Source organism: Rathayibacter sp. AY1H2 (genome assembly GCF_002931985.1).
Lineage (GTDB): Bacteria > Actinomycetota > Actinomycetes > Actinomycetales > Microbacteriaceae > Rathayibacter.
Window position 1 is genome coordinate 26,998 of sequence record NZ_PSUV01000007.1, and the last position, 25,204, is coordinate 52,201.

The following is a 25,204-nucleotide window of genomic DNA, read 5'->3' on the forward strand; positions in this document are numbered from 1 at the left end:
GAGGCACCACCGTGACCACCGCACCCGCGACGACCGCACCCGCGACGACCGCATCCGAGAACCCCGCGCCCTGGACCCTCTCCGGCTTCGGCGACGAGATAGACCCCGACCCGGTCGTCCAGGTCGCCGTCCTCCGAGCGCTCGGCGCGCACAGCATCGAGGTGCGAAGCGCCTGGGGCCGGAACGTCGTCGACCTCGACGACGAGCGCCTCGCCCGCCTCGCCGCCGTGCTCGAGCGCGGCGGCCAGTCCGTCTCGGCCGTCGCCTCGCCCATCGGCAAGGTCGACGTCGCCCTCGATCCCGAGCTCGAGGTCGCGCGCCTCGACCGCGTCATCCGCGCCGCGCACGCCCTCGGCACGCCGAGCATCCGCGTCTTCTCGTTCTACCGGGGCGAGGGAGTGCGGGTCGAGAGCATCCGCGACGACGTCCTGCTGCGCTTGCGCATGCTCGCCGACCGCGCCGAGCGCGAGGGCGTGGTGCTGCTGCACGAGAACGAGAAGGACATCTACGGCGACGTCCCCGAGCGGATCCTCGACCTGGTCGAGTCCGTCGGCTCGCCCGCCCTGCGCCTCGCCTGGGACAACGCGAACTTCGTGCAGTGCGGGGTGCGGCCCTTCGACGACGGCTGGACGGCGCTGCGGCCCTACGTCGACTACCTGCAGGTGAAGGACGCGGTGGCCGCGACCGGCACCGTGGTGCCCGCCGGCGAGGGCGACGGCCAGCTGCGCGAGACGCTCACCGCCCTGCGCGACGACGGCTGGACGGGCGTCGCCTCGCTGGAGCCGCACCTCGCGATCACGGACGCCCTCGGCGGATTCTCCGGCCCCGAGTCGTTCGGAGTGGCCGCTCGGGCCTTCCGGGGGCTCGCCTCCTCGCTCGGGATCGACCTGCGATGACCGTCCGCGCGGCGGTGATCGGCTGCGGCGACATCTCCTCCGTCCACCTCGCGGCGATCGGCACCGCACCCGGCGCGGAGCTGGTGGCGGTCTGCGACACCGACCCGGGCCGGCTCGCCGCGGCCGCCGAGAGGCACGCGGTGCCGGGCTTCCCCGAGGCGGTCCGGATGCTCGACTCCGTCCGCCCTGACGTCGTGCACGTCTGCACTCCGCACAGCACGCACGCCGCGCTGGCGGTCGCGGCCCTGGACCGCGGCGTCGCGGTGCTCCTCGAGAAGCCGCTCGCCTCCTCCGTCGCCGAGGGCGAGCAGGTGATCGCCGCGGCCGAGCGGGGCGGGGCGCGCATCGGCGTCTGCTTCCAGAACCGCTACAACCCGCCCGTGCAGCGCCTCCGCGAGCTGCTGGTGTCCGGCTCCCTGGGCGCCGTGACAGGTGCGGCCGCGACCGTGCTCTGGCACCGCACTCCCGGCTACTACCTCGACCGCCCCTGGCGCGGGATGCGGGCCGAGGGCGGCGGCGGGATGCTGATGAACCAGGCGATCCACACCGTCGACCTCCTGCAGTGGCTCCTCGGCGAGGTGGTCGCGGTGAGCGGCTCCGCCTCCACGCGCCTGCTTCCGATCGAGGTCGAGGACACCGCCGACCTGGTGCTCACCCACGCCTCCGGCGCGCGCAGCGTCCTCTACGCGACCGTGGCGAACGCGTGGGACGAGCCGGTCGAGCTCCGCCTGCGCACCGAGCGCGCCACCGTCTCGCTGCGCGGTGCCCTCACCGTGCGGCGCGACGACGGATCCGTCGAGGTCGTCCCGGACACGGAGCGCCGATCCGGCGGGCGGTCGTACTGGGGCGCCTCGCACGAGCTGCTCGTGCACGACTTCTACGCCCGCCTCGGCGAGGACGAGCCCTTCTGGATCTCGCCCCGCGAGGCGGCGAGGTCGCTCGCGATCGTCCAGGCCGCCTACGCCCCGAGCGCGCCCGCGCGGATCCCCCACTCCACCCCGAACGAAGGACTCCTCCCATGACCACCGTCCGCCTCGGCATCATCGGATTCGGCGCCCAGGGCTCCTCCTACGCCCGCTTCCTCGCCGACGGCAGAGTGCGCGACCTCGTCGTCACCGCCGTCGCCGACGTCGACCCCGCCCGGGAGGCGGCGGCCGCCGCGCTCGCACACGGAGCGTCCTTCCACGCCGACCACCGCTCCCTCCTCGCGAGCGGGGAGGTCGACGCCGTCGTCGTCTGCACTCCGCACTACCTCCACCCCGGGATCGGCATCGACGCTCTCGAGCACGGGCTGCACGTGCTGGTCGACAAGCCGGCGGGCGTCTACGCCGCGCAGGTCGCGGAGCTGAACGAGGCCGCCGCCGCCCGTCCCGGTCAGCGCTTCGCGATCATGTTCAACCAGCGGGCGAACCCGCTCTACCGCCGGCTCAAGGAGGTCGTCGACGAGGGCGGGATCGGCCGGATCCTGCGCTCGAACTGGATCATCACGACCTGGTGGCGGCCGCAGGCCTACTTCGACCAGAGCGCGTGGCGCGCGACCTGGGGAGGCGAGGGCGGAGGCGTCCTGGTCAACCAGGCGCCCCACCAGCTCGACCTGTGGCAGTGGCTGTGCGGAGTGCCGGAGTCGGTGGTCGCCAAGGCCGGCTACGGGCGGTGCCGCGACATCGCGGTGGAGGACGAGGTGACGGTGCTCGCCGACTTCGGCGGGGGCACGACCGGAGTGCTGGTCACCACGACGCACGACCCGATCGGCACCGACCGCCTCGAGATCGTCGGCGACCGCGGCCGGATCGTCGTCGACGACTCCCGGGTCGCAACCATCACCCGGCTGAACGCCCCCGAGCGCGAGGTCAGCGCCGCCCTCAGCGCCGAGGACGTGGGCCTCCTGCTCAGCGGTCGCTACGACACCGCGGGCCTCTCCACGACGGAGCGGATCGAGTCGGCGTCGGTCTGGGGCGAGCAGCACACGGCCGTCCTGCAGGACTTCGCGGACAGCATCCTGCACGGCACGCCGCTGCTCGCACCCGGGGCGGAGGGGATCCTCGGGGTCCGGCTCGCCAACGCCATCCACTACTCGAGCTGGACGGGACGCGAGGTACCGCTCGACCTCGACGAGGGCGTGTTCCTGGCGGCGCTCAACGAGCGCATCCGCGAGGAGGGGGCGTTCCCGGAGCGGAGCTGACGGGGCGGAGCCGCGCGGAGCCGCGCTGGACGGGACCGGAGCGGTGGGCGGCCGGCCGGCGACGGCGGCCTCCCGGAGCGCGGGCTCCCCGATCCGGCGCGACCCGGACGCGAGCGACGGGCCGGGCGGGCTTCTCGGCCCTGTGGCAGCATGGGCGGCGGACGGCGCCCCGTCCGCCGCCGTGCCCCTCGAGAGAAGACCGCGATCGTGCCCAGCGAAGACGCGCCCACCGGCCCCTCCGCCGGGAGACGCCGCGGCCGCTCCGCGACGACGATCTACGACGTCGCCCGACTCGCCGGCGTCGCCCCCTCCACCGTCTCCCGCGGACTGAGCACGCCCGGACGGCTGAACGCCGCGACCGAGCAGCGGATCCGCGCCGCCGCGAAGGAGCTGGGCTACCGGCTCAACCCGATGGCGCGCGCGCTGCCGACGGGCCGCACCTCGACCCTCGGGCTGCTGGTGGCCGACATCACCAACCCGGCCTTCTTCCCCGCCGTGCGCGGAGCGGAGCGGGCGGCGTCGCTCCGCGGCTTCACGATGATCCTCGCCGAGTCGCAGGAGTCCGGGGAGCGCGAGGCCGAGGCGGCCGACCGCATCGCCGCCTCCACCGACGGGCTCGTCCTCGTCAGCACCCGCCTCAGCGACGAGGAGATCATCGCGCTGGCCGGGCGCATCCCGGTCGTCGTCCTCAACCGCGTGGTCCCCGGCGTCGCGGGGATCGTGCCCGATCTCGCCCCCGGGATCGACGCCGCGCTCGACCACCTCGCGGCCCTCGGCCACCGCTCCCTCGCCTTCATCGCCGGTCCGCCCGACTCGTGGATGAGCGCCGCGCGATGGGAGCTCCTCCTCGACCGCGCTCCGCAGCGGGGCATGACGGTCGTCGAGATCGGGCCGGGCGTCTCGACCCTCGAGGGCGGGAGGAGCGCGCTCGCGAGGGTGACCGCCTCCGGCGTCGGCGCGGTGATCGCCTACAACGACCTGGTCGCCATCGGACTGATGCGCGCGGCTCAGGAGTCGGGCGTCGCGATCCCGGAGCAGCTCAGCATCATCGGCTTCGACGACATCTTCGGGAGCGACTTCACCTCGCCGCCACTGTCGACCATCAGCGCACCGCTGGGCCGGATGGGCGAGCGGGCGGTCCGCCGGGTGCTCGGCGACGAGGAGCCTCCGGAGCGGGCCGACGACCTGCCGACGGAGTTCGTCCCGCGCGCCTCAACGGGGCCCCGCCGCGACTCCTGACCCCGGTCCGCGCCTGGCGCGCCATCCGGTGCGACACCTCTGGCAATCGGTTGACACTTCTCGGCACCCATACTTGGATGGCCCCGTGCCGACGAAGCTGCTGAACGATCCCGACCGACTCCTGCCGATCGACCCGACGACCCGGGCGATCGCCCGCGATCTCCACGCGAGCGTCGCCGACCTGCCGATCCTCTCCCCGCACGGGCACGTGGATCCGCGCCTCCTGCTCGAGGACCGCCCCTTCGCCGACGCATCCGAGCTCTTCCTCCGGCACGACCACTACGTCACCCGGCTGCTCCACTCCGCCGGGATCGACCTCGGCGATCTCGGCATCCCCGGAGGCGAGCGCCTCGCCGGCCCGGAGGAGGTGTGGCGCACGTTCTGCGCGCACTGGCGGATCTTCGCGGGAACCGCCTCGGGCTACTGGCTCCAGTCGATCCTCGCCGAGCAGTTCGGCATCACCGAGCAGCCCGACGCCTCCACCGCCGACGCCCTCTTCGCGGCGATCGGGGCCCGGCTGTCGTCCGCCGCCTTCCGCCCGCGGGCGCTCTTCGAGCGGTTCGGGATCGAGGTGCTGGCGACGACCGACGATCCGCTGGACGACCTGGCCGTCCACCGGGCTCTGGCGGAGGATCCGGCGTTCCCGGGCCGCGTGCTGCCGACCTTCCGCCCCGACGCCTACCTCGATCCCTCCGCCCCCGGCTGGCCCGAGCGCGTCGCCGCCCTGGCCGCCGCCACCGGAACGAAGGAGTCCAGCTTCCCCGGATTCCTCGAGGCCCTCCGCGCCCGGCGCCGGCACTTCCTCGACCACGGCGCCGTCTCCGCCGACCACGGAGTGCTGGAGCCGCTGACCGTCGACCTCGACCCCGCCGAGGCGCAGTCCCTCTTCGCCCGCGCCCGCGCCGGCACGATCGACGCCGAGGGCAGCCGCGTCCTCGCCGCCCACCTGCTGCTGCAGTCCGCCCGCATGAGCGTCGACGACGGCCTGGTGATGACCGTCCACGCCGGCGTGCTGCGCAACCACGATCGGCCGACCTTCGAGCGCTTCGGTCCCGACACCGGCCACGACATCCCCGTCGCGACCCGGTTCGCCGAGCCCCTCCGCCCGCTGCTGCAGGAGCTCGGCAACGCACCGGGCTTCCACCTCGTCCTCTTCGGGATCGACGAGAGCACCCACTCGCGCGAGCTCGCTCCCCTCGCCGGCTACTACCCGTCGGTGTTCCTCGGAGCGCCGTGGTGGTTCCTCGACGCGCCCGACGCGGTGCTGCGCTTCCGCGCCGCCGTGACGGAGACCGCCGGCTTCTCGCGGAGCTCCGGCTTCATCGACGACACCCGCGCGTTCCTCTCCATCCCGGCCCGTCACGACATGGCGCGGAGGCTGGACGCCGCGTTCCTCGCGCGCCTGGTCGCCGAGGGGCGCATCGACTCCGAGACGGCGAGCGCCGTCATCCTGGACCTCGTCGACGCCCAGCCGCGGAAGGTCTTCAAGCTGTGAGCGGGCACGGCGGAGGAGGCGGTCTCGATCGCGCGTCCGCGGGCCTGCCGGCGGCTCCCGTCCGCATCGTCCACCTCGGCCTCGGCGCCTTCCACCGAGCGCACCAGGCCTGGTACACGCACGCCGTCGACGACGACCACGAGTGGGGCATCGCCGCATTCACCGGCCGGAGCCCCCGCGCGGCCGAGGAGCTCGCCGCGCAGGACGGCCTGTTCACGCTGATCGAGCGCGGACCGGAGGGCGACTCGGCGACGGTCGTGGGCAGCATCGTCGAGGCGGTCGACGGCGCGGAGGTCGCGCGTCTCGTCGAGCTCGTCGCGGCTCCGGCGACGGCGATCGTCACGCTGACGATCACGGAGGCCGGGTACCGTCTCGCCGCGGACGGCGGCCCCGACCTGGACGACCCCGCCGTCCGGAGCGACCTCGCCGCCCTCCGATCGGGAGGAGCGCCGGCGACCGCGCTCGGCCGCCTCCTCCTCGGCCTCGCGGCCCGGCGCGACGCCGGCTCCGGCCCGCTCGCCGTCGTCCCCTGCGACAACCTCTCCGGCAACGGCCCTCTCGTGCGCCGTGGACTGCTCCTGCTCGCCGAGCGGCTCGACCCGTCGCTCGCCGACTGGATCGACCGCACCGTCTCGTTCGTGTCGACCTCCGTCGACCGGATCACCCCGGCGACCACGGCGGCGGACCGGGAGGCGGCAGCCGAGCTCACCGGCATCAGCGACGCCGCGTCCGTCGTGACCGAGCCGTTCCGCGACTGGGTCCTCTGCGGCGGCTTCCCCGCCGGTCGGCCCGCCTGGGAGCGCGCCGGAGCCCGCTTCGTGGACGACATCGAGCCCTTCGAGCGGCGCAAGCTGCGACTCCTCAACGGCGCGCACACGCTCCTCGCCGCCACCGGCCGCCGGCGGGGTCTCGCCACCGTCGCGGAGGCGATCGCCGACCCCGCCTGCCGGAGCGCCGTCGAGGCGTTCTGGGCGGAGGCGGCGGCCGGCCTCCCCGCCGGTCTCGACGCGGACGCCTACTGCGCCGCCCTCCTCGGGCGCTTCGGCAACCCCCGGATCGAGCACCGCCTCGAGCAGATCGGCGCCGACGCGACCGCCAAGCTCCGCATCCGGATCGCGCCCGTGCTCCTCGCGGAGCGCGCGGGCGGACACGACGGAGCCGCCTCCCTCCGTGCCGTCGCCGACTGGATCGCACTGCTGCTCCAGGGCGACCGCCTGCCCGACGCGCAGCGCCCCGCCCTCGACCGCGCCCTCGGCTCCGCCCGACCCGTCGAGGCGCTGCTGCGGCTCGTCGATACGCGCCTCGCCGACGACCCGGCCCTCGTCGCCGCGGTCGCCGCTCAGGCGGCCTAGACCTCCACCCCGCCCCTCCGCGCGGCGCCTTCCGGCGCCGTCGGCAACCGATTGCCACCCTCGCACCGTCTCGATGCGGCGCGGATCCCCGACGGGTCCGCGCCCGGGTAAAGGAGCCCGCATGACCCCCCGCACCACCGCGCCCGGAGCGCCCGCCGCTGAGAAGCTCTCGAAGCTGAGCATCGTGGGCTACGGCGCCGGCGACACGGCGAACAACCTCGCCTTCACCACCGCCACGATGTTCCTGCTCGTCTACTACACCGACGTCGCCGGGATCTCCGCGGCCGCGGCGGGCACGCTGCTGCTCGTCGTGCGGATCTTCGACGCGTTCGCCGACGTCTTCGCCGGCCGGGTCGTGGACCGCACCTACAGCAGGCGCTTCGGCAAGTTCCGGCCCTTCCTGATGTTCGGGTCGGTCCCGCTCCTGCTGCTCTCGGCCGCGACCTTCTCCGTCCCGCAGATCGGCGAGAGCGGAACCCTGCTCTACGCCTACCTGAGCTATGCCGCGCTCGGCCTCGCCTACAGCCTCGTCAACATCCCCTACGGCTCGCTCGCCGGAGCGATGACGCAGGTCGGCACCGAGCGCGCGAAGCTCGCCAGCGCCCGCGCCATCGGCGGCGCGATCGTGGGGGCCGGGCTCGGCACCTTCATGGCCCCGCTGGTCGTCCCCGGCGCCCATCTGCAGTCGCTCTTCTCGATCGTCACGCTGAGCTTCGTCGTCGTCGGCTCCGCGCTCTACCTCTTCACGATCCTGACCGCGAAGGAGCGGGTCCAGCGCGACGTCGCGCACGTCACGTTCCGTCAGAGCATGACGACCCTCCGCTCCAACCGGCCGCTGCTCTTCCTCTGCCTCAGCTCGTTCCTGTTCCTCACCGGGACGCTCGCGCTCCAGACCGTGCAGCTCTACTACCTGCGCGACGTGCTCGGATCGGTCCAGCTCTACGCCGCGATGTCGCTGATCCAGCTCGCCCTGACCTTCGGCCTGGCCGCCCTCGTCCCGACGATCGTGCGGCGGTTCGGCAAGCGCAACGCCTACATGGCCGGAGTCGGGGTCCTGATCAGCGGCGGAACGGTCGTCTTCCTCGCCCCGGGCGACGCGGTGGCGGTCGGCTTCGGCGGACTGGTCCTCGCCTACGTCGGCATTCAGCTCGTCAACATGCTCGTCTGGGCGATCGAGGCGGACACCGTCGAGTACGGGGAGTGGAAGACCGGCATCCGCTCCGAGGGCACGATCTACGCCCTGTTCTCCTTCACCCGCAAGACCGGCCAGGCGGTCGGAGGCGCCCTCGCCGCGTACGCGCTGGCCTGGGGCGGCTACGTGGCCGGGGCCGCGGAGCAGAGCGAGCACGCCGAGTGGGGCATCCGCGCCGCCGCCGGCCTCATCCCGGCCGTCGCGGCCCTGCTCGCGGTGCTGATCATGGCGTTCTACCCGCTGACCGACCGCCGGCACGCGCAGATCGTCGCCGAAATAGCCGAGCGCCGCGAGAGCACGGGACAGGCCGCGCCCGTGGCGCCCGGCCTCTCGACCGCCGCGTTCTCGATGGACCGCGCTCCCGGCCGGAACCCCTGACCCGATCCCCCACCACGAAAGGCATCCCATGAAGATCGACAAGGCCGAGGTCGTCGTCACCAGTCCCGACCGCAACTTCGTCACCCTCAAGCTCACGACCGACGACGGGCTGACCGGCCTCGGCGACGCGACCCTCAACGGCCGCGAGCTCGCCGTGGTCTCCTATCTCGCCGACCACGTCGTGCCGCTGCTCCTCGGTCGCGACGCCTCGCGCATCGAGGACACCTGGCAGTTCCTCTACCGGTCGTCCTACTGGCGCCGCGGGCCGGTCACGATGGCGGCGATCGCGGCGGTCGACACCGCCCTCTGGGACATCAAGGGCAAGGCCGCCGGCATGCCGCTCTACCAGCTGCTCGGAGGCGCGTCCCGTACCGGCCTGCTCGCCTACGGCCACGCGTCCGGGCGGACGGACGCGGAGCTGTTCGACAGCATCCGCGAGCACCAGGAGCAGGGGTACCGCGCGATCCGCGTGCAGACCGCGGTGCCGGGGCTGACCTCGATCTACGGCATCGCCTCCAACGCCGTCCTCGAGGGCAACGCCGGTGTGCGCTACGACCACGAACCGGCGCAGCGCGGCGGCCTGCCGACCGAGGAGGACTGGGACACCCGCGCCTACCTGCGCCACGTCCCCCGCGTCTTCGAGGCCGTCCGCAACGAGTTCGGGCCGGGGCTCCCCCTCCTCCACGACGGCCACCACCGGATGACACCGATCCAGGCCGCGGCCCTCGGCAAGTCCCTCGAGCCGTACGACCTCTTCTGGCTCGAGGACTGCACGCCCGCCGAGAACCAGGAGGCCCTCCGCCTCGTCCGGCAGCACACCACCACGCCCCTGGCGATCGGCGAGGTCTTCAACACCGTCTGGGACTACCAGCTCCTCATCCGCGAGCAGCTGATCGACTACATCCGGAGCGCGGTCACGCACACCGGAGGCGTCTCCCACCTCCGGAGGATCCTCGACCACGCCGCGCAGTACCAGATCAAGTCCGGGATGCACGGACCCACCGACGTCTCCCCGGTGGGCATGGCGGCCGCGATGCACCTCGGCCTGGCGATCCACAACTTCGGGATCCAGGAGTACATGAAGCACGGCGAGCGGACCGACAGCGTCTTCCAGCAGTCGTTCACCTGGAGCGAGGGACGGCTGCACCCGGGCGACGCCCCCGGTCTGGGCGTGGAGCTCGACGTCGACGCCGCCGGGAAGTACCCCTACGTGCGCGCGTACCTGCCCTTCAACCGACTCGCCGACGGCACCGTCCACGACTGGTGACCTGCCCCCCTCCGCCGAGGCGATCCCGGACCGTCGCCGGAGCCACGGCCAGCGGGCCCCCTCGACGGTCCAGGGTTCCCCCCGCCGAGCACAGGCCGGTCAGGGCACGAAGCGGTAGCCCATGCCCGCCTCGGTCAGCAGGTGCCGCGGATGCGCGGGGTCGGGCTCGAGCTTCTTGCGCAGCTGCGCGAGGTAGAGCCGCAGGTAGCCGGTGTCGGTGACGTGCGCGGGGCCCCAGATCTCGGCCAGCAGCGAGCGGCGGGTGACCAGCTTGCCCGCGTTGCGGATGAGGATCTCGAGCACCTGCCACTCCGTCGGAGTCAGCCGCACGGAGACGCCGTCCCGCGTCGCGCTCTTGGCCACCAGGTCCACGGTCACCTCGCCGATCACGACCAGCGGCTCGCCGTCGGCCGGCTGCACCCGCCGCGAGAGGGCCCGGATGCGCGCGAGCACCTCGTCCATCGAGAACGGCTTGGTGACGTAGTCGTCCGCGCCGGCGTCGAGCGCGCCCACCTTGTCGGCCGCGCCCGTCCGTCCCGACACCACCAGGATCGGCGCGCTCGTCCAGCCGCGCAGTCCGTGGATGACCTCGACCCCGTCGAGCCGTGGCATGCCGAGGTCGATCATGTAGAGGTCCGGATGCTCGTCCACCGCGCGGTTGATCGCCTCGGTGCCGTCGCCGGCCGTCACCACGTCGTATCCGCGGGCGGTGAGCGTGATGCGCAGGGCGCGCAGGATCTGCGGGTCGTCGTCGGCGATCAGGATCTTCATGCGGCTCCTCCGGAGTCCTCGTGCGGGGCGGCGCCCGACCCGCCGTCGTGCGGGGCGGCAGGAGCGACGTGAGCCGCAGGAGCAGCGGCAGCAGTCTCCTTCGCCAGCGGCAGCGTCACCACCATCGTCAGCCCGCCCCCCGGAGTGTCCTCCGTCTCGAGCGTGCCGCCCATCCCCTCCGTGAACCCCTTCGAGAGCGCGAGGCCGAGGCCCAGGCCCGTGAGGTTGTCGTCGTCGCCGAGTCGCTGGAACGGCACGAAGATCTCGGCGCGGCGCTCCTCGGGCACCCCGGGGCCGTGGTCGACGATCCGCAGCTGCGCGCTCCCGCCGAAGGCGCTGGCGGCCACGCGCACCCGGGTGCCGGACGGCGCGTAGCGGACGGCGTTCGCGAGCAGGTTGACCACGACGCGCTGCAGCAGCACGGCGTCGGCGAGCAGCGCCGGGCCCTCCGGATCGAGGTCGAGGTCGACCTCGCCGGGACCGAGCCCGAGCTCGTCGAGCGCGGGGAGCACCACGTCGGCGGCGTCGAGCGGAGCGAGCGCCACGGCGAGCGCCCCCGCCTCCAGCCGCGTCACGTCGAGCAGGTCGGTGACCAGCGCGGCGAGCACGGTGAGGCTCTCGTCGGCGGTGGCGAGCAGCTCCTCCCGGTCGCGCTCGCTCCAGACCACCTCGGGCGAGCGCAGTCCGCTGACGGCCGCGGTGGCCGCGGCGAGGGGCCGGCGCAGGTCGTGGCTGACGGCCGAGAGCAGGGCGCTGCGCACCCGGTCGGTCTCGGCCAGCGGAGCGAGGGAGCTGGCCGTCTCGCTGAGAGCCGCGTTCTCGAGCACCGAGTCCAGCTGGGCGGCGACGACCTGGAGCAGCCGCCGCTCGCTCCCCTCCAGCTCGCGGCCGTGCAGCTCGAGCACCGCGCCCTCGCCCACCGCGATGCGCGCGGGATCGCCCTCCGGCTGCGGCTCGCCGTCGGCCGCGACGAGCTCGCCGCCGCGCAGCAGCCGCACGCCGGTCAGCCCGAACGCCTCGCGAGAGCGCTCGAGGATCGCCTGCAGCGCCCCCTGCCCGCGGATCACGCCGCCCGCGATCGTCGCCAGCAGCTCCGACTCCGCCCCCGACCGCTTGGCGGCCCGCGCCCGCCGGGCCGCGCGGTCGACCACGGCGCTGACGAGCGCCGCGTTGAGCACGTAGAGCACCAGCGCCAGCGCGTGCAGAGGCTCGTCGACGGTGATCGTGTAGAGCGGATCGACGAAGAAGAAGTCGAGGGTCAGCCCCGAGAGCACGGCCGCGAAGAGGGCCGGCCAGAGCCCGCCGACCAGCGCGACCACCACCACCAGCAGCTGGTACGAGAGCACGTCGCTCGTGATCGACTCGTCGCTGCGGAGGGTCGAGAGCAGCCAGGTCACCAGCGGGCCGCCCACGAGGGCGAGGGCCAGTCCCAGGAGGCGGCGCCGCAGCGTCAGGGCCCCGTCGAGCCTCGGCAGCACCGCGGTGCGCCCGGCGGCGGAGTGGCTGACGATGTGCACGTCGATGTTGCCGGACTCGCGGATCACCGTCGACGCGGTGCCGGGCGTCAGCGCCGAGGCGAGGCGGCTCCGCCTGCTCACGCCGATCACCAGCTGCGTCGCGTTCACCGAGCGTGCGAACTCGACCAGCGTGCGCGGCACGTCCTCGCCGACCACCTGGTGGTAGCTGCCGCCGAGCTTCTCGACCAGCACCCGCTGCGCCTCGAGCACGTGCGGCCGGGGAGTGCGGAGGCCGTCGGGGGTCACCACGTGCACGGCGAGCAGGTCGCCCCCGGAGGCGCGGGCCGCGATCCGCGCGCCGCGCCGCAGCAGGGTCTCCCCCTCCGGGCCGCCGGTGAGGGTCACGACCACGCGCTCGCGCGCCTCCCAGGTGCTGTCGATGCCGTGCTCGACGCGGTAGTCGCGGAGCGCGCTGTCGACCTCGTCGGCGAGCCAGAGCAGCGCGAGCTCGCGCAGGGCGGTCAGGTTGCCGAGCCGGAAGTAGTTGGACAGCGCCGCGTCGATGCGCTCGGGCGGGTAGACGCGGCCGTCGGCGAGGCGGTCGCGCAGCGCCTGGGGCGCCAGGTCGACGACCTCGATCTGGTCGGCGGCGCGGAGGACCGCGTCCGGGATCGTCTCGCGCTGCGGCGCTCCGGTGATCGCGTGCACGACGTCGTTGAGCGACTCGATGTGCTGGATGTTCACGGTCGAGAAGACGGTGATGCCGGCGTCGAGGAGCGTCCGCACGTCCTCCCAGCGCTTCTCGTGCCGGGAGCCGGGGGCGTTGGTGTGCGCGAGCTCGTCGACCAGCGCGACGTCGGGCCGGCGGGCCAGCACCGCGTCGAGGTCCATCTCGTCGAGCAGCACGCCGCGGTGCTCGACGGCCCTCCTCGGCACGACCTCCAGCCCCTCGACCATCGCGGCGGTGGCGGAGCGGCCGTGCGTCTCGACCACGGCCACCACGACGTCGCGACCCTCGGCGGCGAGCCGGCGGCCCTCCTCGAGCATCGTGTAGGTCTTGCCCACTCCGGGCGCGGCTCCGAGGAGCACGCGCAGGCGGCCCTTCGTCATGCTCCCGGCCTCCCCTCGTGCTCGCGGCTCCGGGGCGTCCCGGGCTCGCGGGTCCGGCGTCGATCCGCTCGATCGGACGGTCCCGACGAGCCGATCGCGATTCTACGAGCCGGAGGCGCCACCGGAGCGGTCACAGCCGCGCGAGAGCGGCGTTGAGCTCGAGCACGTCCACCGTCGGCTCGCCGAGGTACCCGAGCTCGCGGCCCGCGGTGTGCTCGTCGACCAGCGCGCGCACGGCGCTCACGTCGAGCCCGCGGGCGGCGGCGACGCGGGGCGCCTGCAGCTGCGCGTAGGCGGGGCTGATCGCGGGGTCGAGCCCCGAGGCGGAGGCGGTCAGCGCATCGGCCGGAACCGCGGCCGGGTCGACGCCCTCGAAGGCCGCGATCGCGGCCCGGCGCTCCTCGACGGACGCGACCAGGTCGGCGTTCTCGGGGCCGAGGTTGCTGCCGGTCGAGGCCGCGGCGTCGTAGCCCGCGGCGGAGGGACGCGACTGGAACCACTCCGGCAGGGGCGCTCCGTCGGCGTCCGTGAACGACTGGCCGATCAGCGACGAGCCGATCACCGCGCCGTCCTGGCGCAGCAGCGAGCCGTTCGCCTGGGCGGGCAGGGCGAGCTGCCCGATCCCGAGCACCGCGAGCGGGTACGCCGCTCCCAGCAGCACGGTGAGCACGATCATCGCGCGCAGCGCGACACCGTAGGGACGGAACATGGTCTCTTCTCTCTGTCTTCAGTGGTCGGGACGGGTGGGTCAGAAGCCGGGGATCGCGGCGACGATCAGGTCGACGAGCTTGATCCCGAGGAACGGAGCGATCACTCCGCCCAGCCCGTAGACCAGGAGGTTGCGGCTGAGGATGCGCGAGGCGGCGACCGGGCGGTACGCCACTCCGCGCAGCGCGAGCGGGATCAGCACGACGATCACCAGCGCGTTGAACACGATCGCCGAGAGGATCGCCGAGGCCGGCGAGTGCAGCTGCATCACGTTCAGCACCGCGAGCCCGGGGAAGACCCCCGCGAACATCGCCGGGATGATCGCGAAGTACTTCGCCACGTCGTTCGCGATCGAGAACGTGGTGAGCGCGCCGCGGGTGATCAGCAGCTGCTTGCCGATCCGCACGATGTCGATGAGCTTGGTGGGGTCGGAGTCGAGGTCGACCATGTTGCCCGCCTCCTTCGCCGCCGAGGTGCCGGTGTTCATCGCCACGCCCACGTCGGCCTGCGCGAGGGCCGGGGCGTCGTTGGTGCCGTCGCCGGTCATCGCGACCAGCGCGCCGCCCTCCTGCTCGCGCCGGATCAGGGCGAGCTTGTCCTCGGGGGTCGCCTCGGCGAGGTAGTCGTCGACTCCCGCCTCCGCCGCGATCGCCTTCGCGGTCAGCGGGTTGTCGCCCGTGATCATCACGGTGCGGATGCCCATCGCGCGCAGCTCCGAGAAGCGCTCGACGAGCCCGTCCTTCACCACGTCCTTCAGGTGCACGACGCCGAGCAGGCGGGCGCCGTGGGCGTCCTTCACCGCGACGACCAGGGGCGTGCCGCCGCTCTCCGAGACACCGTCGACGAGCACCGTGAGGCGCGCCGCGACCGCGGACGGCAGCGGCCCCTCCTCCTCCACCCAGGCGCGCACGGCCGAGCCGGCGCCCTTGCGGATGGAGGAGCCGTCGGGGAGGTCGAGCCCGCTCATCCGGGTCTGCGCGGTGAACGGCACCACGGCGGCCTGAGCGGGCTCGACGGCGGGGCGGCCCGAGTCGCCCGCGAGGTCGACGATCGACTTCCCCTCGGGCGTCGGGTCGCTGAGCGAGGAGGAGGCGGCCGCGTCGACGAGGGCGGCCTGCGCCACTCCGTCGAGGGGGAGGAACGCCACCGCGCGGCGGTTGCCGTAGGTGATGGTCCCCGTCTTGTCGAGCAGGAGCGTCGTGACGTCGCCCGCCGCCTCCACCGCCCGGCCGGACATCGCGAGCACGTTGCGCTGCACGAGCCGGTCCATGCCGGCGATGCCGATGGCCGAGAGGAGGGCGCCGATGGTGGTCGGGATGAGGCAGACGAGCAGGGCGACCAGCACCGGGACGCTCACGGAGGCTCCCGCGAACGACGCGATCGGGTTCAGGGTCAGCACGACCACGACGAACACGATCGAGAGGCTCGCCAGGAGGATGTCGAGCGCGATCTCGTTCGGCGTCTTCTGCCGCGACGCGCCCTCGACCAGGCCGATCATCCGGTCGACGAAGGTCTCGCCCGGCCGCGAGGTGATGCGCACCACGATCCGGTCCGAGAGCACTCGCGTGCCGCCCGTCACCGCGCTGCGGTCGCCCCCGCTCTCGCGGACGACCGGCGCCGACTCGCCCGTGATCGCCGACTCGTCGATGGAGGCGATGCCCCAGACGATGTCGCCGTCGCCGGGGACGAGGTCGCCCGCCTCCGCCACGACCACGTCGCCCAGCTGCAGCTCGGCCGAGGAGACCTCGACCAGGCGGGCCGACAGGGCGGAGGGGTCCGCGGGGTCGTAGTCGGCCACGCGCCGGGCCGGAGTGCTGGTCCGGGTGGCGCGCAGGCTCTCGGCCTGCGCCTTGCCGCGGCCCTCGGCCACCGACTCCGCGAGGTTCGCGAACACCACGGTGAGCCAGAGCCAGATCGCGATGCCGCCCGTGAAGGTGACGGGCACCGTCGATCCGCCCGACTCCTCCGGCCCCCCGAGGAACGGCTCGGCGATCGCCAGCACCGTGGTCAGCACGGCGCCGACCTCGACGATGAACATCACGGGGTTGCGCCACATCAGGCGCGGATCGAGCTTGCGCAGCGCTCCGGGGAGGGCGGCGGCGAGCTGGCGCGGCCCGAGGGCGGCGCGGGTGGGGCGCGCGGGTTCCGCGGGGGCCTCGGTGAGTGCAGTGGTCATCGGAGTCGCAGTCCTTCCGCCAGGGGGCCCAGCGCGAGTACGGGGAAGTAGGTGAGCGCGGTCACGACGACCGTGACGCCCACGAGGAGGCCGACGAACTGCGGCCGGTGGGTGGGCAGCGTGCCGGCGCTGGAGGGCACCGGCGACTGCGCCGCGAGCGAGCCGGCCAGGGCGAGCACCAGCAGGATCGGGAGGAAGCGGCCGAGGAGCATCGCGACGCCGAGCGCCGTGTTGAGCCAGGGCGTGTTCGCCGTCAGCCCCGCGAACGCCGAGCCGTTGTTGTTGGACGCGGAGGTGAAGGCGTAGAGCACCTCCGAGAGCCCGTGCAGCCCGGGGTTCAGGATCGACGTGCTCTCCACGTCCTCCCGCACCGCCGGGATCGCGAAGCTCAGGGCCGTGCCGGCCAGCACGAGCGTCGGCGTCACGAGGATGTAGAGGCTCGCGAGCTTGATCTCGCGCGGGCCGAGCTTCTTGCCCAGGTACTCGGGCGTCCGGCCGACCAGCAGCCCGCCGACGAACACGGCCAGCACCGCGAGCACGAGCATCCCGTAGAGGCCCGAGCCGACGCCGCCGGGGGCGACCTCCCCGAGCATCATGTTGAGCATCGGCAGCATGCCGCCGAGCGCGGTGAAGGAGTCGTGCATCGCGTTGACGGCGCCGGTCGAGGTGAGCGTCGAGGCGGTCGCGTAGAGGGCGGAGCCGGCGATGCCGAAGCGCGTCTCCTTGCCCTCCATCGCGGCTCCGGCGGCCTGTGCCGCGGATCCTCCGCCCGCCGCCTCCAGCGCGGTGAGGGCCGCGAGCGACACGACGAAGATCGTCGCCATCGCCGCGAGGATCGCGCGGCCCTGCCGCACGTCGCCGACCATCCGGCCGAAGGTGCGCGGCAGCGAGAACGGGATCGCGAGGATCAGCACGATCTGCAGCAGCGACACCCACGCCGAGGGGTTCTCGAACGGATGCGCGGAGTTGGCGTTGAAGTAGCCGCCGCCGTTGGTGCCGAGCAGCTTGATCGCCTCCTGCGAGGCCACCGCGCCGCCCGGGATGCTCTGCTCGCCGCCGGTGAGCGTGGTCACCGTCAGCGGGCCGTTCAGGTTCTGGATCACGCCGCCCGCGATCATCACCACCGCCGCCACCACCGCGAGGGGCAGCAGGAGGCGCAGCGTGCCGCGCACGAGGTCGACCCAGAAGTTGCCGAGCGTTCCGGAGGAGCGGCGCGCGAATCCGCGGATCAGCGCCACCGCCACGGCCAGGCCCACGGCCGCCGAGACGAAGTTCTGCACGGCGAGGCCGCCGAGCTGCACCGCGAAGCCGAGGGTCGCCTCCGGGGAGTAGGACTGCCAGTTGGTGTTGGTGACGAACGAGACGGCGGTGTTGAACGCCAGCCCCTCCGGCACCGCGGGCAGGCCGAGGGAGCCGGGCAGGACCGCCTGGAGGCGCTGCATCCCGTAGAGCAGGAGCACGCCGACGAGAGAGAAGGCCAGCACGGCCCGGAGGTAGGCGCGCCAGCTCTGCTCGCCCGCGGAGTCGACGCCGATGAGGCGGTAGACGCCGCGCTCGAGGGCGAGGTCGCGCGTCGAGGTGTAGACGCGGAACATGTGGTCGCCGAGGGGGCGGTGGAGGAGGGCGACGGCCAGGCCGACGGTCGCGACCTGGAGGACGGCGAGGAGCGGATCCATCAGAAGCGCTCCGGTCGGATCAGGGCCGCGACGAGGTAGACGACGGCGGCGAGCGCCAGCACGGCCGCGAGGGCGTCGAAGACGATCACCGGCCCGCCTCCTTCTCGCGGGTCCCGCGGGTCGCCGAGGGGGGCGGTCCGCCCAGCCGCTCGACCCCCTTCGCGGCGAGAGCGATGAGCGAGAAGAGGGCGAGCACGCCGAGGAGGTAGGCGAGGTCGAGCACGGAGGACTCCATCCGGGGAGCGGACGACGCCCGGGACCGGACGCCTGCCGGGAAGCGGCACAGGAAGCGATGCAACACCTCGCGGGGGCCCCTCGGAGCGGTCCTCACGGTTCCCCTACGGCCCGGCCCGGAGTCCTCGCGTTTCCCTCACGCGGACGGCGGCGGGCGCCCGGCGGAGGAGCGCGAGCCGGGCGGGAGCCGAGCGGTGAGAGCGTTCTCCCCCAGCAACGGCGGGGGTCGACGTCCCGAAGATCACATTTCGGCATCGCCTGGACAAATTCGCCGCCCGCGCTTTACTCCCCCCGATCGAAGGGAATATGTTCTCTCCGTGGACAAAGCCCCTCGGGGCTCTCCCGCCCTCCCGGGCGACGACACGACGACGTGCGCCACACGTGCACGCCTCTTGTCGTCCTCTCCCTCGGACACTGCTTTCAGAGAGGAATGCACTCCATGAAGTTCTCCCGCGGCATCACCACGCTGGCCGCCGCCGGCATCATCTCCCTCGGCCTCGCGGCCTGTTCCGCGAGCCCCGCCAACTCCGGAGGCGCCGCTGCCGGCGCCGGCGCGGAAGGCGACTGCACCGTCGGCATCTCGATGCCCACGCGCAGTCTCGAGCGCTGGATCAACGACGGCGAAGGCCTCCAGTCGCAGCTCGAGGGCGACGGCTGCACCGTCGACCTCCAGTACGCCGACAACAAGACCGATCAGCAGATCTCGCAGATCCAGAACCAGATCGCCGGCGGCTCCAAGATCCTGGTCATCGCCGCGATCGACGGCGAGGCGCTCGCGCCCGTCCTCGCCGAGGCGAAGAAGCAGAACGCCACCGTCATCGCCTACGACCGTCTCATCAACGGCACCGCGGACGTCGACTACTACGCGACCTTCGACAACTACAAGGTCGGCCAGCTCCAGGGCCAGTACATCGAGTCGACCCTCGACCTGAAGAACGCCGCGGGTCCCTTCACCCTCGAGCCCTTCGCCGGCAGCCCCGACGACAACAACGCGAAGTTCTTCTTCTCCGGCGCGTGGGACGTCCTGCAGCCCTACATCGAGAGCGGCAAGCTCACCGTCCCCTCGGGCAAGTCGCCCGCATCGGACGACGACTGGGCCTCGATCGGCATCCAGGGCTGGGCCTCCGACAAGGCGCAGTCCGAGATGGACAACCGCCTCTCGTCCTTCTACACCGGAGGCCAGAAGGTCGACGTCGTGCTCTCCCCCAACGACAGCCTGGCCATCGGCATCGAGGCCTCGCTGAAGTCGGCCGGCTACACCCCCGGCGCCGACTACCCGGTCATCACCGGCCAGGACGCCGACAAGGCCAACGTCAAGGCGATCCTCGCCGACGAGCAGTCCATGACGGTCTGGAAGGACACCCGCACCCTCGGCGACCGCGTCTTCCAGATGGTGCAGTCGATCGTCGCGGGCGAGGAGCCCGAGGTCAACGACACCGAGACCTACGACAACGGCGAGAAGGTCGTCCCGTCCTACCTGCTGGAGCCGCAGGTCGTCACGAAGGACGACGTCCAGTCGGTCCTCGTCGACTCCGGCTTCCTCAAGGCCGGCGACGTCGGACTCTGATCCGTCGGGCGGGGGCGGGGAGGAGCGATCCTCCCCGCCCCCGCCTCCCCGTCCGCACACCACTCCCCCCCAACGAAGTGAGGCCCTGTTGGCCAGTCCCATCCTCATCATGCGCGACATCGTCAAGGAGTTCGGCGGCGGCGTCCGCGCCCTCGACGGCGTCTCGCTCTCGGTCCAGCCCGGCGAGGTCCACGCCATCTGCGGCGAGAACGGCGCCGGCAAGTCGACCCTGATGAAAGTCCTCTCCGGCGTGTACCCGTACGGCAGCTTCGAGGGCACCATCGAGTTCGAGGGCGAGGAGGCGCAGTACCGGTCGATCAACGACAGCGAGGCCGACGGCATCGTGATCATCCACCAGGAGCTCGCCCTCAGCCCCTACCTCTCCATCGCCGAGAACATCTTCCTCGGCAACGAGAAGTCGACCCGCGGCGTCATCAACTGGAACGCGACCAACGCGGAGGCGGCCAAGCTGCTCGCCCGCGTCGGCCTCGCCGAGAGCCCCGCGACCAAGATCCTCGAGCTCGGCGTCGGCAAGCAGCAGCTCGTCGAGATCGCCAAGGCCCTCGCCAAGGAGGTGAAGCTCCTCATCCTCGACGAGCCCACCGCCGCCCTCAACGATGAGGACAGCGACCACCTGCTCGGCCTGATCGACCAGCTCCGCAAGCAGGGCATCACCTGCATCATCATCAGCCACAAGCTGAAGGAGATCCGCGCCATCGCGGACACCGTCACGATCATCCGCGACGGCCGCACCATCGAGAGCTTCCCGATGGCCGGCGAGGAGGCGTCCGAGAGCCGGATCATCCGCGCGATGGTCGGCCGCGACCTCAACAGCATGTTCCCGCCGCGCGACCCGCAGATCGGCGAGGAGAAGCTGCGCGTCGAGAACTGGACGGTCCACCACCCCGTCGACATCAACCGCGTGGTCGTCGACGACGCCTCCTTCACCGTCCGCGCCGGCGAGATCGTCGGCTTCGCGGGCCTGATGGGCGCCGGACGCACCGAGCTCGCGATGAGCATCTTCGGGAGGAGCTACGGCACCGGCATCTCCGGCCGCGTCTACAAGGACGGCGAGGAGATCCAGACCCGCACCGTCGACGAGGCGATCCGCAACGGCCTCGCCTACGCGACCGAGGACCGCAAGCGCTACGGGCTCAACCTCATCGGCGACATCACCGTCAACGTCTCGGCCGCCGCGCTCTCGCGCCTGGCCCGGCTCGGCGTGATCGACAAGCACCGCGAGTACAAGGTCGCCGACTCGTACCGATCGAAGATGAACATCAAGGCGCCGACCGTCTCGGCCGTCACGGGGAAGCTCTCCGGCGGCAACCAGCAGAAGGTCGTCCTCTCGAAGTGGATCTTCTCCGGTCCCGACGTGCTGATCCTCGACGAGCCCACCCGCGGCATCGACGTGGGAGCCAAGTACGAGATCTACGGGATCATCAACGAGCTCGCGGCCCAGGGCAAGGCGGTCGTCGTCATCTCGTCCGAGCTGCCCGAGCTGATCGGCCTCGCCGACCGCATCTACACCATCTCCGAGGGACGGATCACGGGCGAGATCGATCGCGCCGACGCCACCCAGGAGCACCTCATGCACTACATGACCGCCGGAAAGGAACAGGCCCGATGAGCGCCACGACCACCACAGCGCCGGCGGACACGCCCGCCAACACGCCCTCCACCCCGCCCAAGCGCTCGCGCCGGCTGAACATCAACCTCCGGCAGTACGGCATCCTCGCCGCGCTGGCCATCATCATCCTGCTCTTCCAGGTGCTGACCGGCGGGCGCCTGCTCCTGCCCGGCAACGTCAACAACCTGATCCAGCAGAACGCCTACGTGCTGATCCTCGCGATCGGCATGGTGATGGTCATCATCGCCGGCCACATCGACCTCTCGGTCGGCTCGGTCGTGGCGATGGTCGGCGCCATCTCGGCGATCGCGATGAACAACTGGGGCCTGCCCTGGTGGGCGGCCGTCGTCGTCGCCCTCGTCACCGGCGCCGCCGTCGGAGCATGGCAGGGCTTCTGGGTCGCCTTCGTCGGCATACCGGCATTCATCGTGACCCTCGCTGGCATGCTGATCTTCCGCGGCTTCACCCTCGTCCTCCTCACCGGCGGAACGATCAACGGCCTCCCCACCGAGTTCACCGCGATCGGCGCCGGCTGGCTCCCGGGCGTCCTCGGCGGCATCGCCGGGCGCGACGCGCTCACCCTGGTCCTCGGCCTGATCGTCTGCGTCGTCCTCGTGGCCCAGCAGCTCCGCAGCCGTGCGACCCTCCGCCGCCTCGAGCTGCCCCGCGAGCCCATCGGCTCGCTGGTGGCGAAGTCGGCCATCGCCGTCATCGCGATCATGGCCCTCTCCTGGCTGCTCGCCGGCTACAGCGGAACCCCGATCATCCTGATCGTGCTCGCCGTGCTGATCCTCGCCTACAGCTTCGTGCTCGGCCGGACGGTCTTCGGCCGCCACATCTACGCGATGGGCGGCAACCTGTTCGCCGCGATGATGTCCGGCGTCAAGACGAAGTGGGTCAACTTCTTCATCTTCGTCAACATGGGCGCACTGGCCGGAGTCGCGGGCATCGTCAGCACCGCCCGCGCCGGCGGTGCGGTCGCCTCGGCCGGACAGAACTACGAGCTGGACGCGATCGCCGCGGTCTTCATCGGCGGCGCCGCCGTCCAGGGAGGCGTGGGCACCGTCGTCGGAGCCGTCATCGGCGGACTCGTGATGGGCGTGCTCAACATGGGCCTGTCCATCCTCTCGGTCGACGCGGCCTGGCAGATGGCGATCAAGGGCTTCGTGCTCCTGCTCGCGGTGGCGTTCGACATCTTCAACAAGCGCCGCGCCGGCGGCCGCTAGGCGAACGCCGGGCGCCGCCCAGCAGCGCTCCTCGTCCTTCTCTTCTACAGTTCTCGGGCGCGGCTTCTCCTCGGGGGAGCCGCGCCCGAGTGCATCCGAGACCCGTCGGGGTCCAGCGACAGGCAGGCGATCATGGCAGGAGCAGTCGGAGCCTCCAGCAACGCGCTGCTGCGCCGCACGAACCTCGCGAGCCTCGCGACCCTGGTGCACCGCTCCGGTCCCACCAGCCGCGCCGAGCTCGGCCGCCTCACCGGGCTGAACCGCTCCGCCGTCGCGAACCTGGTCGGCGAGCTGAGCGAGCTCGGCTGGGTGGCGGAGGAGACCACCGCACCGGACGGCCGCATCGGCCGCCCCAGCGCCACCGTCGTCCCCGGCGACCGGTTCGCGGCCGTGGGCGTCCACCTCGACACCGATGCGATCATCGTCGGCCTGGTCGGGCTGCACGGCGAGCTGCTGCGCCGCGTCCGCTTCGACACCCCCAAGCCCGCGAGCCCGGCCACGGTGGTCCGCGTCGTCACCGGGATCGTCGAGGGCTTCCGCTCCGAGCGGGAGTCGCTCCGCACGCTGGTCGGCGCGGGCGTCGCCGTCCCCGGCCTCGTCCAGGCCGACTCCGGCTTCGTCCACCGCGCCCCGCACCTGGGCTGGCGCGACGTCGACCTCGCCACCCAGCTGAGCCGCGCCCTCGACCTCCCGGTCGCCGTCGGCAACGACGCGACCCTCGGCGCCATCGGCGAGTCCCTCTTCGGAGCCGCGCACGGCGTGGCCGACGTCGTCTACGTCACCGGCGGCGCGGGCGGCATCGGCGGAGGAGTCATCATCGGCGGCGTCCCGCTCCAGGGCTCCTCGGGGTTCGCGGCCGAGCTGGGCCACACCCTCGTCGCCACGAACGGCCGCCTCTGCGGCTGCGGCCGGCGCGGCTGCCTCGAGGCCGAGGTCCGGATGCGCTCCCTCCTCGACGTCCTCGGCGCCCGCGTCCTCGACCAGGACGAGCTCGACATCGCCCTGGGCACCTCCCGCGACCCCGCCGTCCTCGGCGAGGTCGCCCGCCAGGTCGACCTGCTCTCGGAGGGCCTGTCCACCTACATCAACCTCTTCAACCCCACCGCGGTCGTGCTGGGCGGCTTCCTCGGCTCGCTGCTCACCGTCGACCGCGAGCGCCTCGCCGCCCGCGTCTCCGCCCGGGCCCTGAGCGACCTCGCGCGCGGCGTGCGGATCGAGCGGGCCGCCCTGCGCTCGAGGCTGGAACTCGTCGGCGCCGCGGAGCTACCCTGGCGGCGGGCGCTGGCGGATCCCGCCGCCGTCACCGGGGGCGCGCAGCCGCCGGGTGGGAGCAGCAGCCGCGAGGACGCCCTGGGCGCCCGCGCCTGACCCCGGCACTCGAGTGCCGGCACCGCGTCGAGGAGGACGAGCATGGCCGACTGGAACGACACGATCATCGAGGAGTTCCGCGCGAACGGCGGGACCGTGACCACGGGCGGCTTCGGGAGGAGCCTCGTGCTGGTGCACCACCGCGGCGCCCGCTCCGGTCAGGAGCGCGTGACTCCGCTGATGGCGCTGCACCCCTCCGACGACGTCTGGCTGCTCGCCGCGTCCGCCGCCGGTGCGCCGAAGCACCCCGCCTGGTTCCACAACATGATCGCCCAGCCGGACCTGGCGATCGAGACCCCCGACGACGGCACCGTCGACGTCCGGGCCCGCGTCCTCGCCGGGGAGGAGCGCGACGCCGGCTGGGCACGCTTCACCACCGCCTCCGCCGGCTTCCTCGACTACGAGAAGCGCACCACCCGCACCATCCCCGTCGTGGAGCTCACCCGCCGCTGACCGCGGCTCGTCAGCGCAGCGGCACGGGCACCGTGTCCGGCGTGCTCCAGCGCAGCGCGATCCGCTCGCGGAAGCCGCCGCTGCGCAGCTCCGCCTCGAGCGCGTCGATCACCACGGGGAGCAGCGCGCGCCGCTCGATCAGCAGCTCGAGCACCAGCCGGTCGCCGGAGGTCAGCAGCACCGGGCCCGATCCGGGCAGCACCGCGATCCACTGGCGCTCCCCCACCTGCACGCTCCGGTGCCGGCGGAGGCGTCGGAGCAGCTCGGGCAGCGCCCGCGGATCGAGGGCGGACACGTCGGCACGGAGGGCGATCACTCCGCGAGCGTGCCCGCGCCGGACGACCTCCGGCCGACCTCCCGGTGAACACCGCGCCTCCGCGGGACGCCGTCCGCGAGAACGACACGACAGGAGCCCGCCCCGCGGCGCACCGCACACGGGAACGGGAGAAGCCCCCGACCGGACATCCGATCGGGGGCTTCTCCTCTGGTTCTCTCGAACCCGGTTCTCTCGAACTCCGGTTCTCGTGAACTCTGGTGCGCGAGGGGGGAGTTGAACCCCCACGCCCTTTCGGGCACACGGACCTGAACCGTGCGCGTCTGCCTATTCCGCCACTCGCGCTCACCAGCGGCACCGAAGCGCCGACGAGAAATCGTAGCATCCCCCGGCCCCCGAGCCGAACCGGCGCTCACCGTCCCGGGCCGCCGCTCCCCCGGGAGCCGCCGCCGAGCCGCCCCGGTGAGAGCGCGCACACGGCACTCCTGCCGCGAAACCACTGCGGAGGATCGCGCATCCAGACCATCCCAGTAACATGCCCGTAGCCGTGCGC

Annotated in this window: 21 protein-coding genes and 1 tRNA gene; 13 read left to right on the top strand and 9 right to left on the bottom strand. The window is 72.8% G+C overall.

Annotation, left to right across the window (positions count from 1 at the left end):
* Positions 1-11 precede the first annotated feature (11 nt).
* The 8 genes from C5C29_RS07025 to manD all read left to right on the top strand — a co-directional run bounded on the left by C5C29_RS07025 (position 12) and on the right by manD (position 10,001).
* A complete protein-coding gene (locus C5C29_RS07025; protein WP_104308171.1) occupies positions 12-896 on the top strand; it encodes a sugar phosphate isomerase/epimerase in 885 nt (294 codons plus the stop codon).
* The gene (locus tag C5C29_RS07030) at positions 893-1,918 is read left to right on the top strand and encodes a Gfo/Idh/MocA family protein (protein ID WP_104308172.1); all 1,026 of its coding nucleotides are present in this window, start codon (positions 893-895) and stop codon (positions 1,916-1,918) included. The genes C5C29_RS07025 and C5C29_RS07030 overlap by 4 nt, the downstream gene beginning before the upstream one ends.
* A complete protein-coding gene (locus C5C29_RS07035) occupies positions 1,915-3,078 on the top strand; it encodes a Gfo/Idh/MocA family protein (RefSeq protein WP_104222642.1) in 1,164 nt (387 codons plus the stop codon). The genes C5C29_RS07030 and C5C29_RS07035 overlap by 4 nt, the downstream gene beginning before the upstream one ends.
* 207 nt (positions 3,079-3,285) lie before the next feature.
* On the top strand, positions 3,286-4,317 hold the full coding sequence (locus C5C29_RS07040) for a LacI family DNA-binding transcriptional regulator (RefSeq protein WP_181065528.1): 1,032 nt from the start codon (positions 3,286-3,288) through the stop codon (positions 4,315-4,317).
* An 85-nt stretch (positions 4,318-4,402) separates the two neighbouring features.
* Positions 4,403-5,812, top strand: coding sequence for a glucuronate isomerase (gene uxaC, locus C5C29_RS07045; RefSeq protein WP_104222644.1), 1,410 nt, complete (start codon positions 4,403-4,405; stop codon positions 5,810-5,812).
* Positions 5,809-7,164 carry a mannitol dehydrogenase family protein gene (locus C5C29_RS07050; RefSeq protein ID WP_258063509.1) on the top strand — a complete coding sequence of 452 codons (1,356 nt, stop codon included), beginning with the start codon at positions 5,809-5,811 and terminating at the stop codon, positions 7,162-7,164. The genes uxaC and C5C29_RS07050 overlap by 4 nt, the downstream gene beginning before the upstream one ends.
* A 121-nt stretch (positions 7,165-7,285) precedes the next feature.
* Entirely contained in the window at positions 7,286-8,734 is a 1,449-nt protein-coding gene (gene uidB, locus C5C29_RS07055; RefSeq protein WP_104222645.1) for a glucuronide transporter, read from the top strand.
* Positions 8,735-8,762: 28 nt separating this feature from the next.
* Positions 8,763-10,001 carry a D-mannonate dehydratase ManD gene (manD, locus tag C5C29_RS07060; RefSeq protein WP_104222646.1) on the top strand — a complete coding sequence of 413 codons (1,239 nt, stop codon included), beginning with the start codon at positions 8,763-8,765 and terminating at the stop codon, positions 9,999-10,001.
* A gap of 99 nt (positions 10,002-10,100) precedes the next feature.
* Here manD and C5C29_RS07065 read toward each other — a convergent pair whose 3' ends face one another.
* The 7 genes from C5C29_RS07065 to C5C29_RS17100 all read right to left on the bottom strand — a co-directional run bounded on the left by C5C29_RS07065 (position 10,101) and on the right by C5C29_RS17100 (position 18,134).
* Positions 10,101-10,772 (bottom strand): response regulator, encoded by a 672-nt coding sequence (locus C5C29_RS07065; protein ID WP_104222647.1) that lies wholly within the window; start codon positions 10,770-10,772, stop codon positions 10,101-10,103.
* Positions 10,769-13,339 (bottom strand): ATP-binding protein, encoded by a 2,571-nt coding sequence (locus C5C29_RS07070; protein ID WP_104222648.1) that lies wholly within the window; start codon positions 13,337-13,339, stop codon positions 10,769-10,771. Before C5C29_RS07070 ends, C5C29_RS07065 begins: the two co-directional genes overlap by 4 nt.
* Before the next feature lie 130 nt (positions 13,340-13,469).
* On the bottom strand, positions 13,470-14,048 hold the full coding sequence (kdpC, locus tag C5C29_RS07075; RefSeq protein ID WP_104222649.1) for a K(+)-transporting ATPase subunit C: 579 nt from the start codon (positions 14,046-14,048) through the stop codon (positions 13,470-13,472).
* A gap of 39 nt (positions 14,049-14,087) precedes the next feature.
* Positions 14,088-16,223, bottom strand: coding sequence for a potassium-transporting ATPase subunit KdpB (gene kdpB / locus C5C29_RS07080; RefSeq protein WP_104222650.1), 2,136 nt, complete (start codon positions 16,221-16,223; stop codon positions 14,088-14,090).
* Entirely contained in the window at positions 16,220-17,899 is a 1,680-nt protein-coding gene (gene kdpA, locus C5C29_RS07085; protein ID WP_104222651.1) for a potassium-transporting ATPase subunit KdpA, read from the bottom strand. Before kdpA ends, kdpB begins: the two co-directional genes overlap by 4 nt.
* A complete protein-coding gene (gene kdpF / locus C5C29_RS07090; RefSeq protein ID WP_068209492.1) occupies positions 17,899-17,988 on the bottom strand; it encodes a K(+)-transporting ATPase subunit F in 90 nt (29 codons plus the stop codon). Before kdpF ends, kdpA begins: the two co-directional genes overlap by 1 nt.
* Positions 17,985-18,134, bottom strand: a complete 150-nt coding sequence (locus C5C29_RS17100) for a hypothetical protein (RefSeq protein ID WP_167299012.1) — start codon at positions 18,132-18,134, stop codon at positions 17,985-17,987. Before C5C29_RS17100 ends, kdpF begins: the two co-directional genes overlap by 4 nt.
* 438 nt (positions 18,135-18,572) lie before the next feature.
* Here C5C29_RS17100 and chvE point away from each other — a divergent pair, with 438 nt between their 5' ends.
* From chvE to C5C29_RS07115, 5 genes are all read left to right on the top strand, one after another.
* The gene (chvE, locus tag C5C29_RS07095; RefSeq protein WP_374952918.1) at positions 18,573-19,700 is read left to right on the top strand and encodes a multiple monosaccharide ABC transporter substrate-binding protein; all 1,128 of its coding nucleotides are present in this window, start codon (positions 18,573-18,575) and stop codon (positions 19,698-19,700) included.
* A 109-nt stretch (positions 19,701-19,809) separates the two neighbouring features.
* Positions 19,810-21,330, top strand: coding sequence for a multiple monosaccharide ABC transporter ATP-binding protein (mmsA, locus tag C5C29_RS07100; RefSeq protein WP_104222653.1), 1,521 nt, complete (start codon positions 19,810-19,812; stop codon positions 21,328-21,330).
* Positions 21,327-22,556, top strand: a complete 1,230-nt coding sequence (mmsB, locus tag C5C29_RS07105; protein ID WP_104222654.1) for a multiple monosaccharide ABC transporter permease — start codon at positions 21,327-21,329, stop codon at positions 22,554-22,556. Before mmsA ends, mmsB begins: the two co-directional genes overlap by 4 nt.
* Positions 22,557-22,688: 132 nt before the next feature.
* A complete protein-coding gene (locus tag C5C29_RS07110) occupies positions 22,689-23,924 on the top strand; it encodes an ROK family transcriptional regulator (RefSeq protein ID WP_104222655.1) in 1,236 nt (411 codons plus the stop codon).
* 42 nt (positions 23,925-23,966) lie between these two features.
* Complete coding sequence (locus tag C5C29_RS07115) at positions 23,967-24,377, top strand: nitroreductase/quinone reductase family protein (protein WP_104222656.1); 411 nt, start codon at positions 23,967-23,969, stop codon at positions 24,375-24,377.
* A gap of 10 nt (positions 24,378-24,387) precedes the next feature.
* On the opposite strand, the gene C5C29_RS07120 is transcribed toward C5C29_RS07115, so the two are convergent.
* Positions 24,388-24,693, bottom strand: coding sequence for a hypothetical protein (locus tag C5C29_RS07120; protein ID WP_104222657.1), 306 nt, complete (start codon positions 24,691-24,693; stop codon positions 24,388-24,390).
* Positions 24,694-24,909: 216 nt separating this feature from the next.
* Positions 24,910-24,996 (bottom strand) — tRNA-Leu (locus C5C29_RS07125).
* Between the last annotated feature and the right edge of the window lie 208 nt (positions 24,997-25,204).

What these genes read in the sequence shown, in the direction of transcription:
- C5C29_RS07035 (WP_104222642.1), top strand. Translation starts at nt 1,915, where the DNA reads ATGACCACCGTCCGCCTCGGCATCATCGGATTCGGCGCCCAGGGCTCC.
- C5C29_RS17100 (WP_167299012.1), bottom strand. Translation starts at nt 18,134, where the DNA reads ATGGAGTCCTCCGTGCTCGACCTCGCCTACCTCCTCGGCGTGCTCGCC.
- C5C29_RS07030 (WP_104308172.1), top strand. Translation starts at nt 893, where the DNA reads ATGACCGTCCGCGCGGCGGTGATCGGCTGCGGCGACATCTCCTCCGTC.
- C5C29_RS07065 (WP_104222647.1), bottom strand. Translation starts at nt 10,772, where the DNA reads ATGAAGATCCTGATCGCCGACGACGACCCGCAGATCCTGCGCGCCCTG.
- uidB (WP_104222645.1), top strand. Translation starts at nt 7,286, where the DNA reads ATGACCCCCCGCACCACCGCGCCCGGAGCGCCCGCCGCTGAGAAGCTC.
- chvE (WP_374952918.1), top strand. Translation starts at nt 18,573, where the DNA reads ATGAAGTTCTCCCGCGGCATCACCACGCTGGCCGCCGCCGGCATCATC.
- mmsB (WP_104222654.1), top strand. Translation starts at nt 21,327, where the DNA reads ATGAGCGCCACGACCACCACAGCGCCGGCGGACACGCCCGCCAACACG.
- mmsA (WP_104222653.1), top strand. Translation starts at nt 19,810, where the DNA reads ATGCGCGACATCGTCAAGGAGTTCGGCGGCGGCGTCCGCGCCCTCGAC.
- C5C29_RS07110 (WP_104222655.1), top strand. Translation starts at nt 22,689, where the DNA reads ATGGCAGGAGCAGTCGGAGCCTCCAGCAACGCGCTGCTGCGCCGCACG.
- C5C29_RS07115 (WP_104222656.1), top strand. Translation starts at nt 23,967, where the DNA reads ATGGCCGACTGGAACGACACGATCATCGAGGAGTTCCGCGCGAACGGC.
- manD (WP_104222646.1), top strand. Translation starts at nt 8,763, where the DNA reads ATGAAGATCGACAAGGCCGAGGTCGTCGTCACCAGTCCCGACCGCAAC.
- kdpB (WP_104222650.1), bottom strand. Translation starts at nt 16,223, where the DNA reads ATGACCACTGCACTCACCGAGGCCCCCGCGGAACCCGCGCGCCCCACC.
- C5C29_RS07070 (WP_104222648.1), bottom strand. Translation starts at nt 13,339, where the DNA reads ATGACGAAGGGCCGCCTGCGCGTGCTCCTCGGAGCCGCGCCCGGAGTG.
- kdpA (WP_104222651.1), bottom strand. Translation starts at nt 17,899, where the DNA reads ATGGATCCGCTCCTCGCCGTCCTCCAGGTCGCGACCGTCGGCCTGGCC.
- kdpC (WP_104222649.1), bottom strand. Translation starts at nt 14,048, where the DNA reads ATGTTCCGTCCCTACGGTGTCGCGCTGCGCGCGATGATCGTGCTCACC.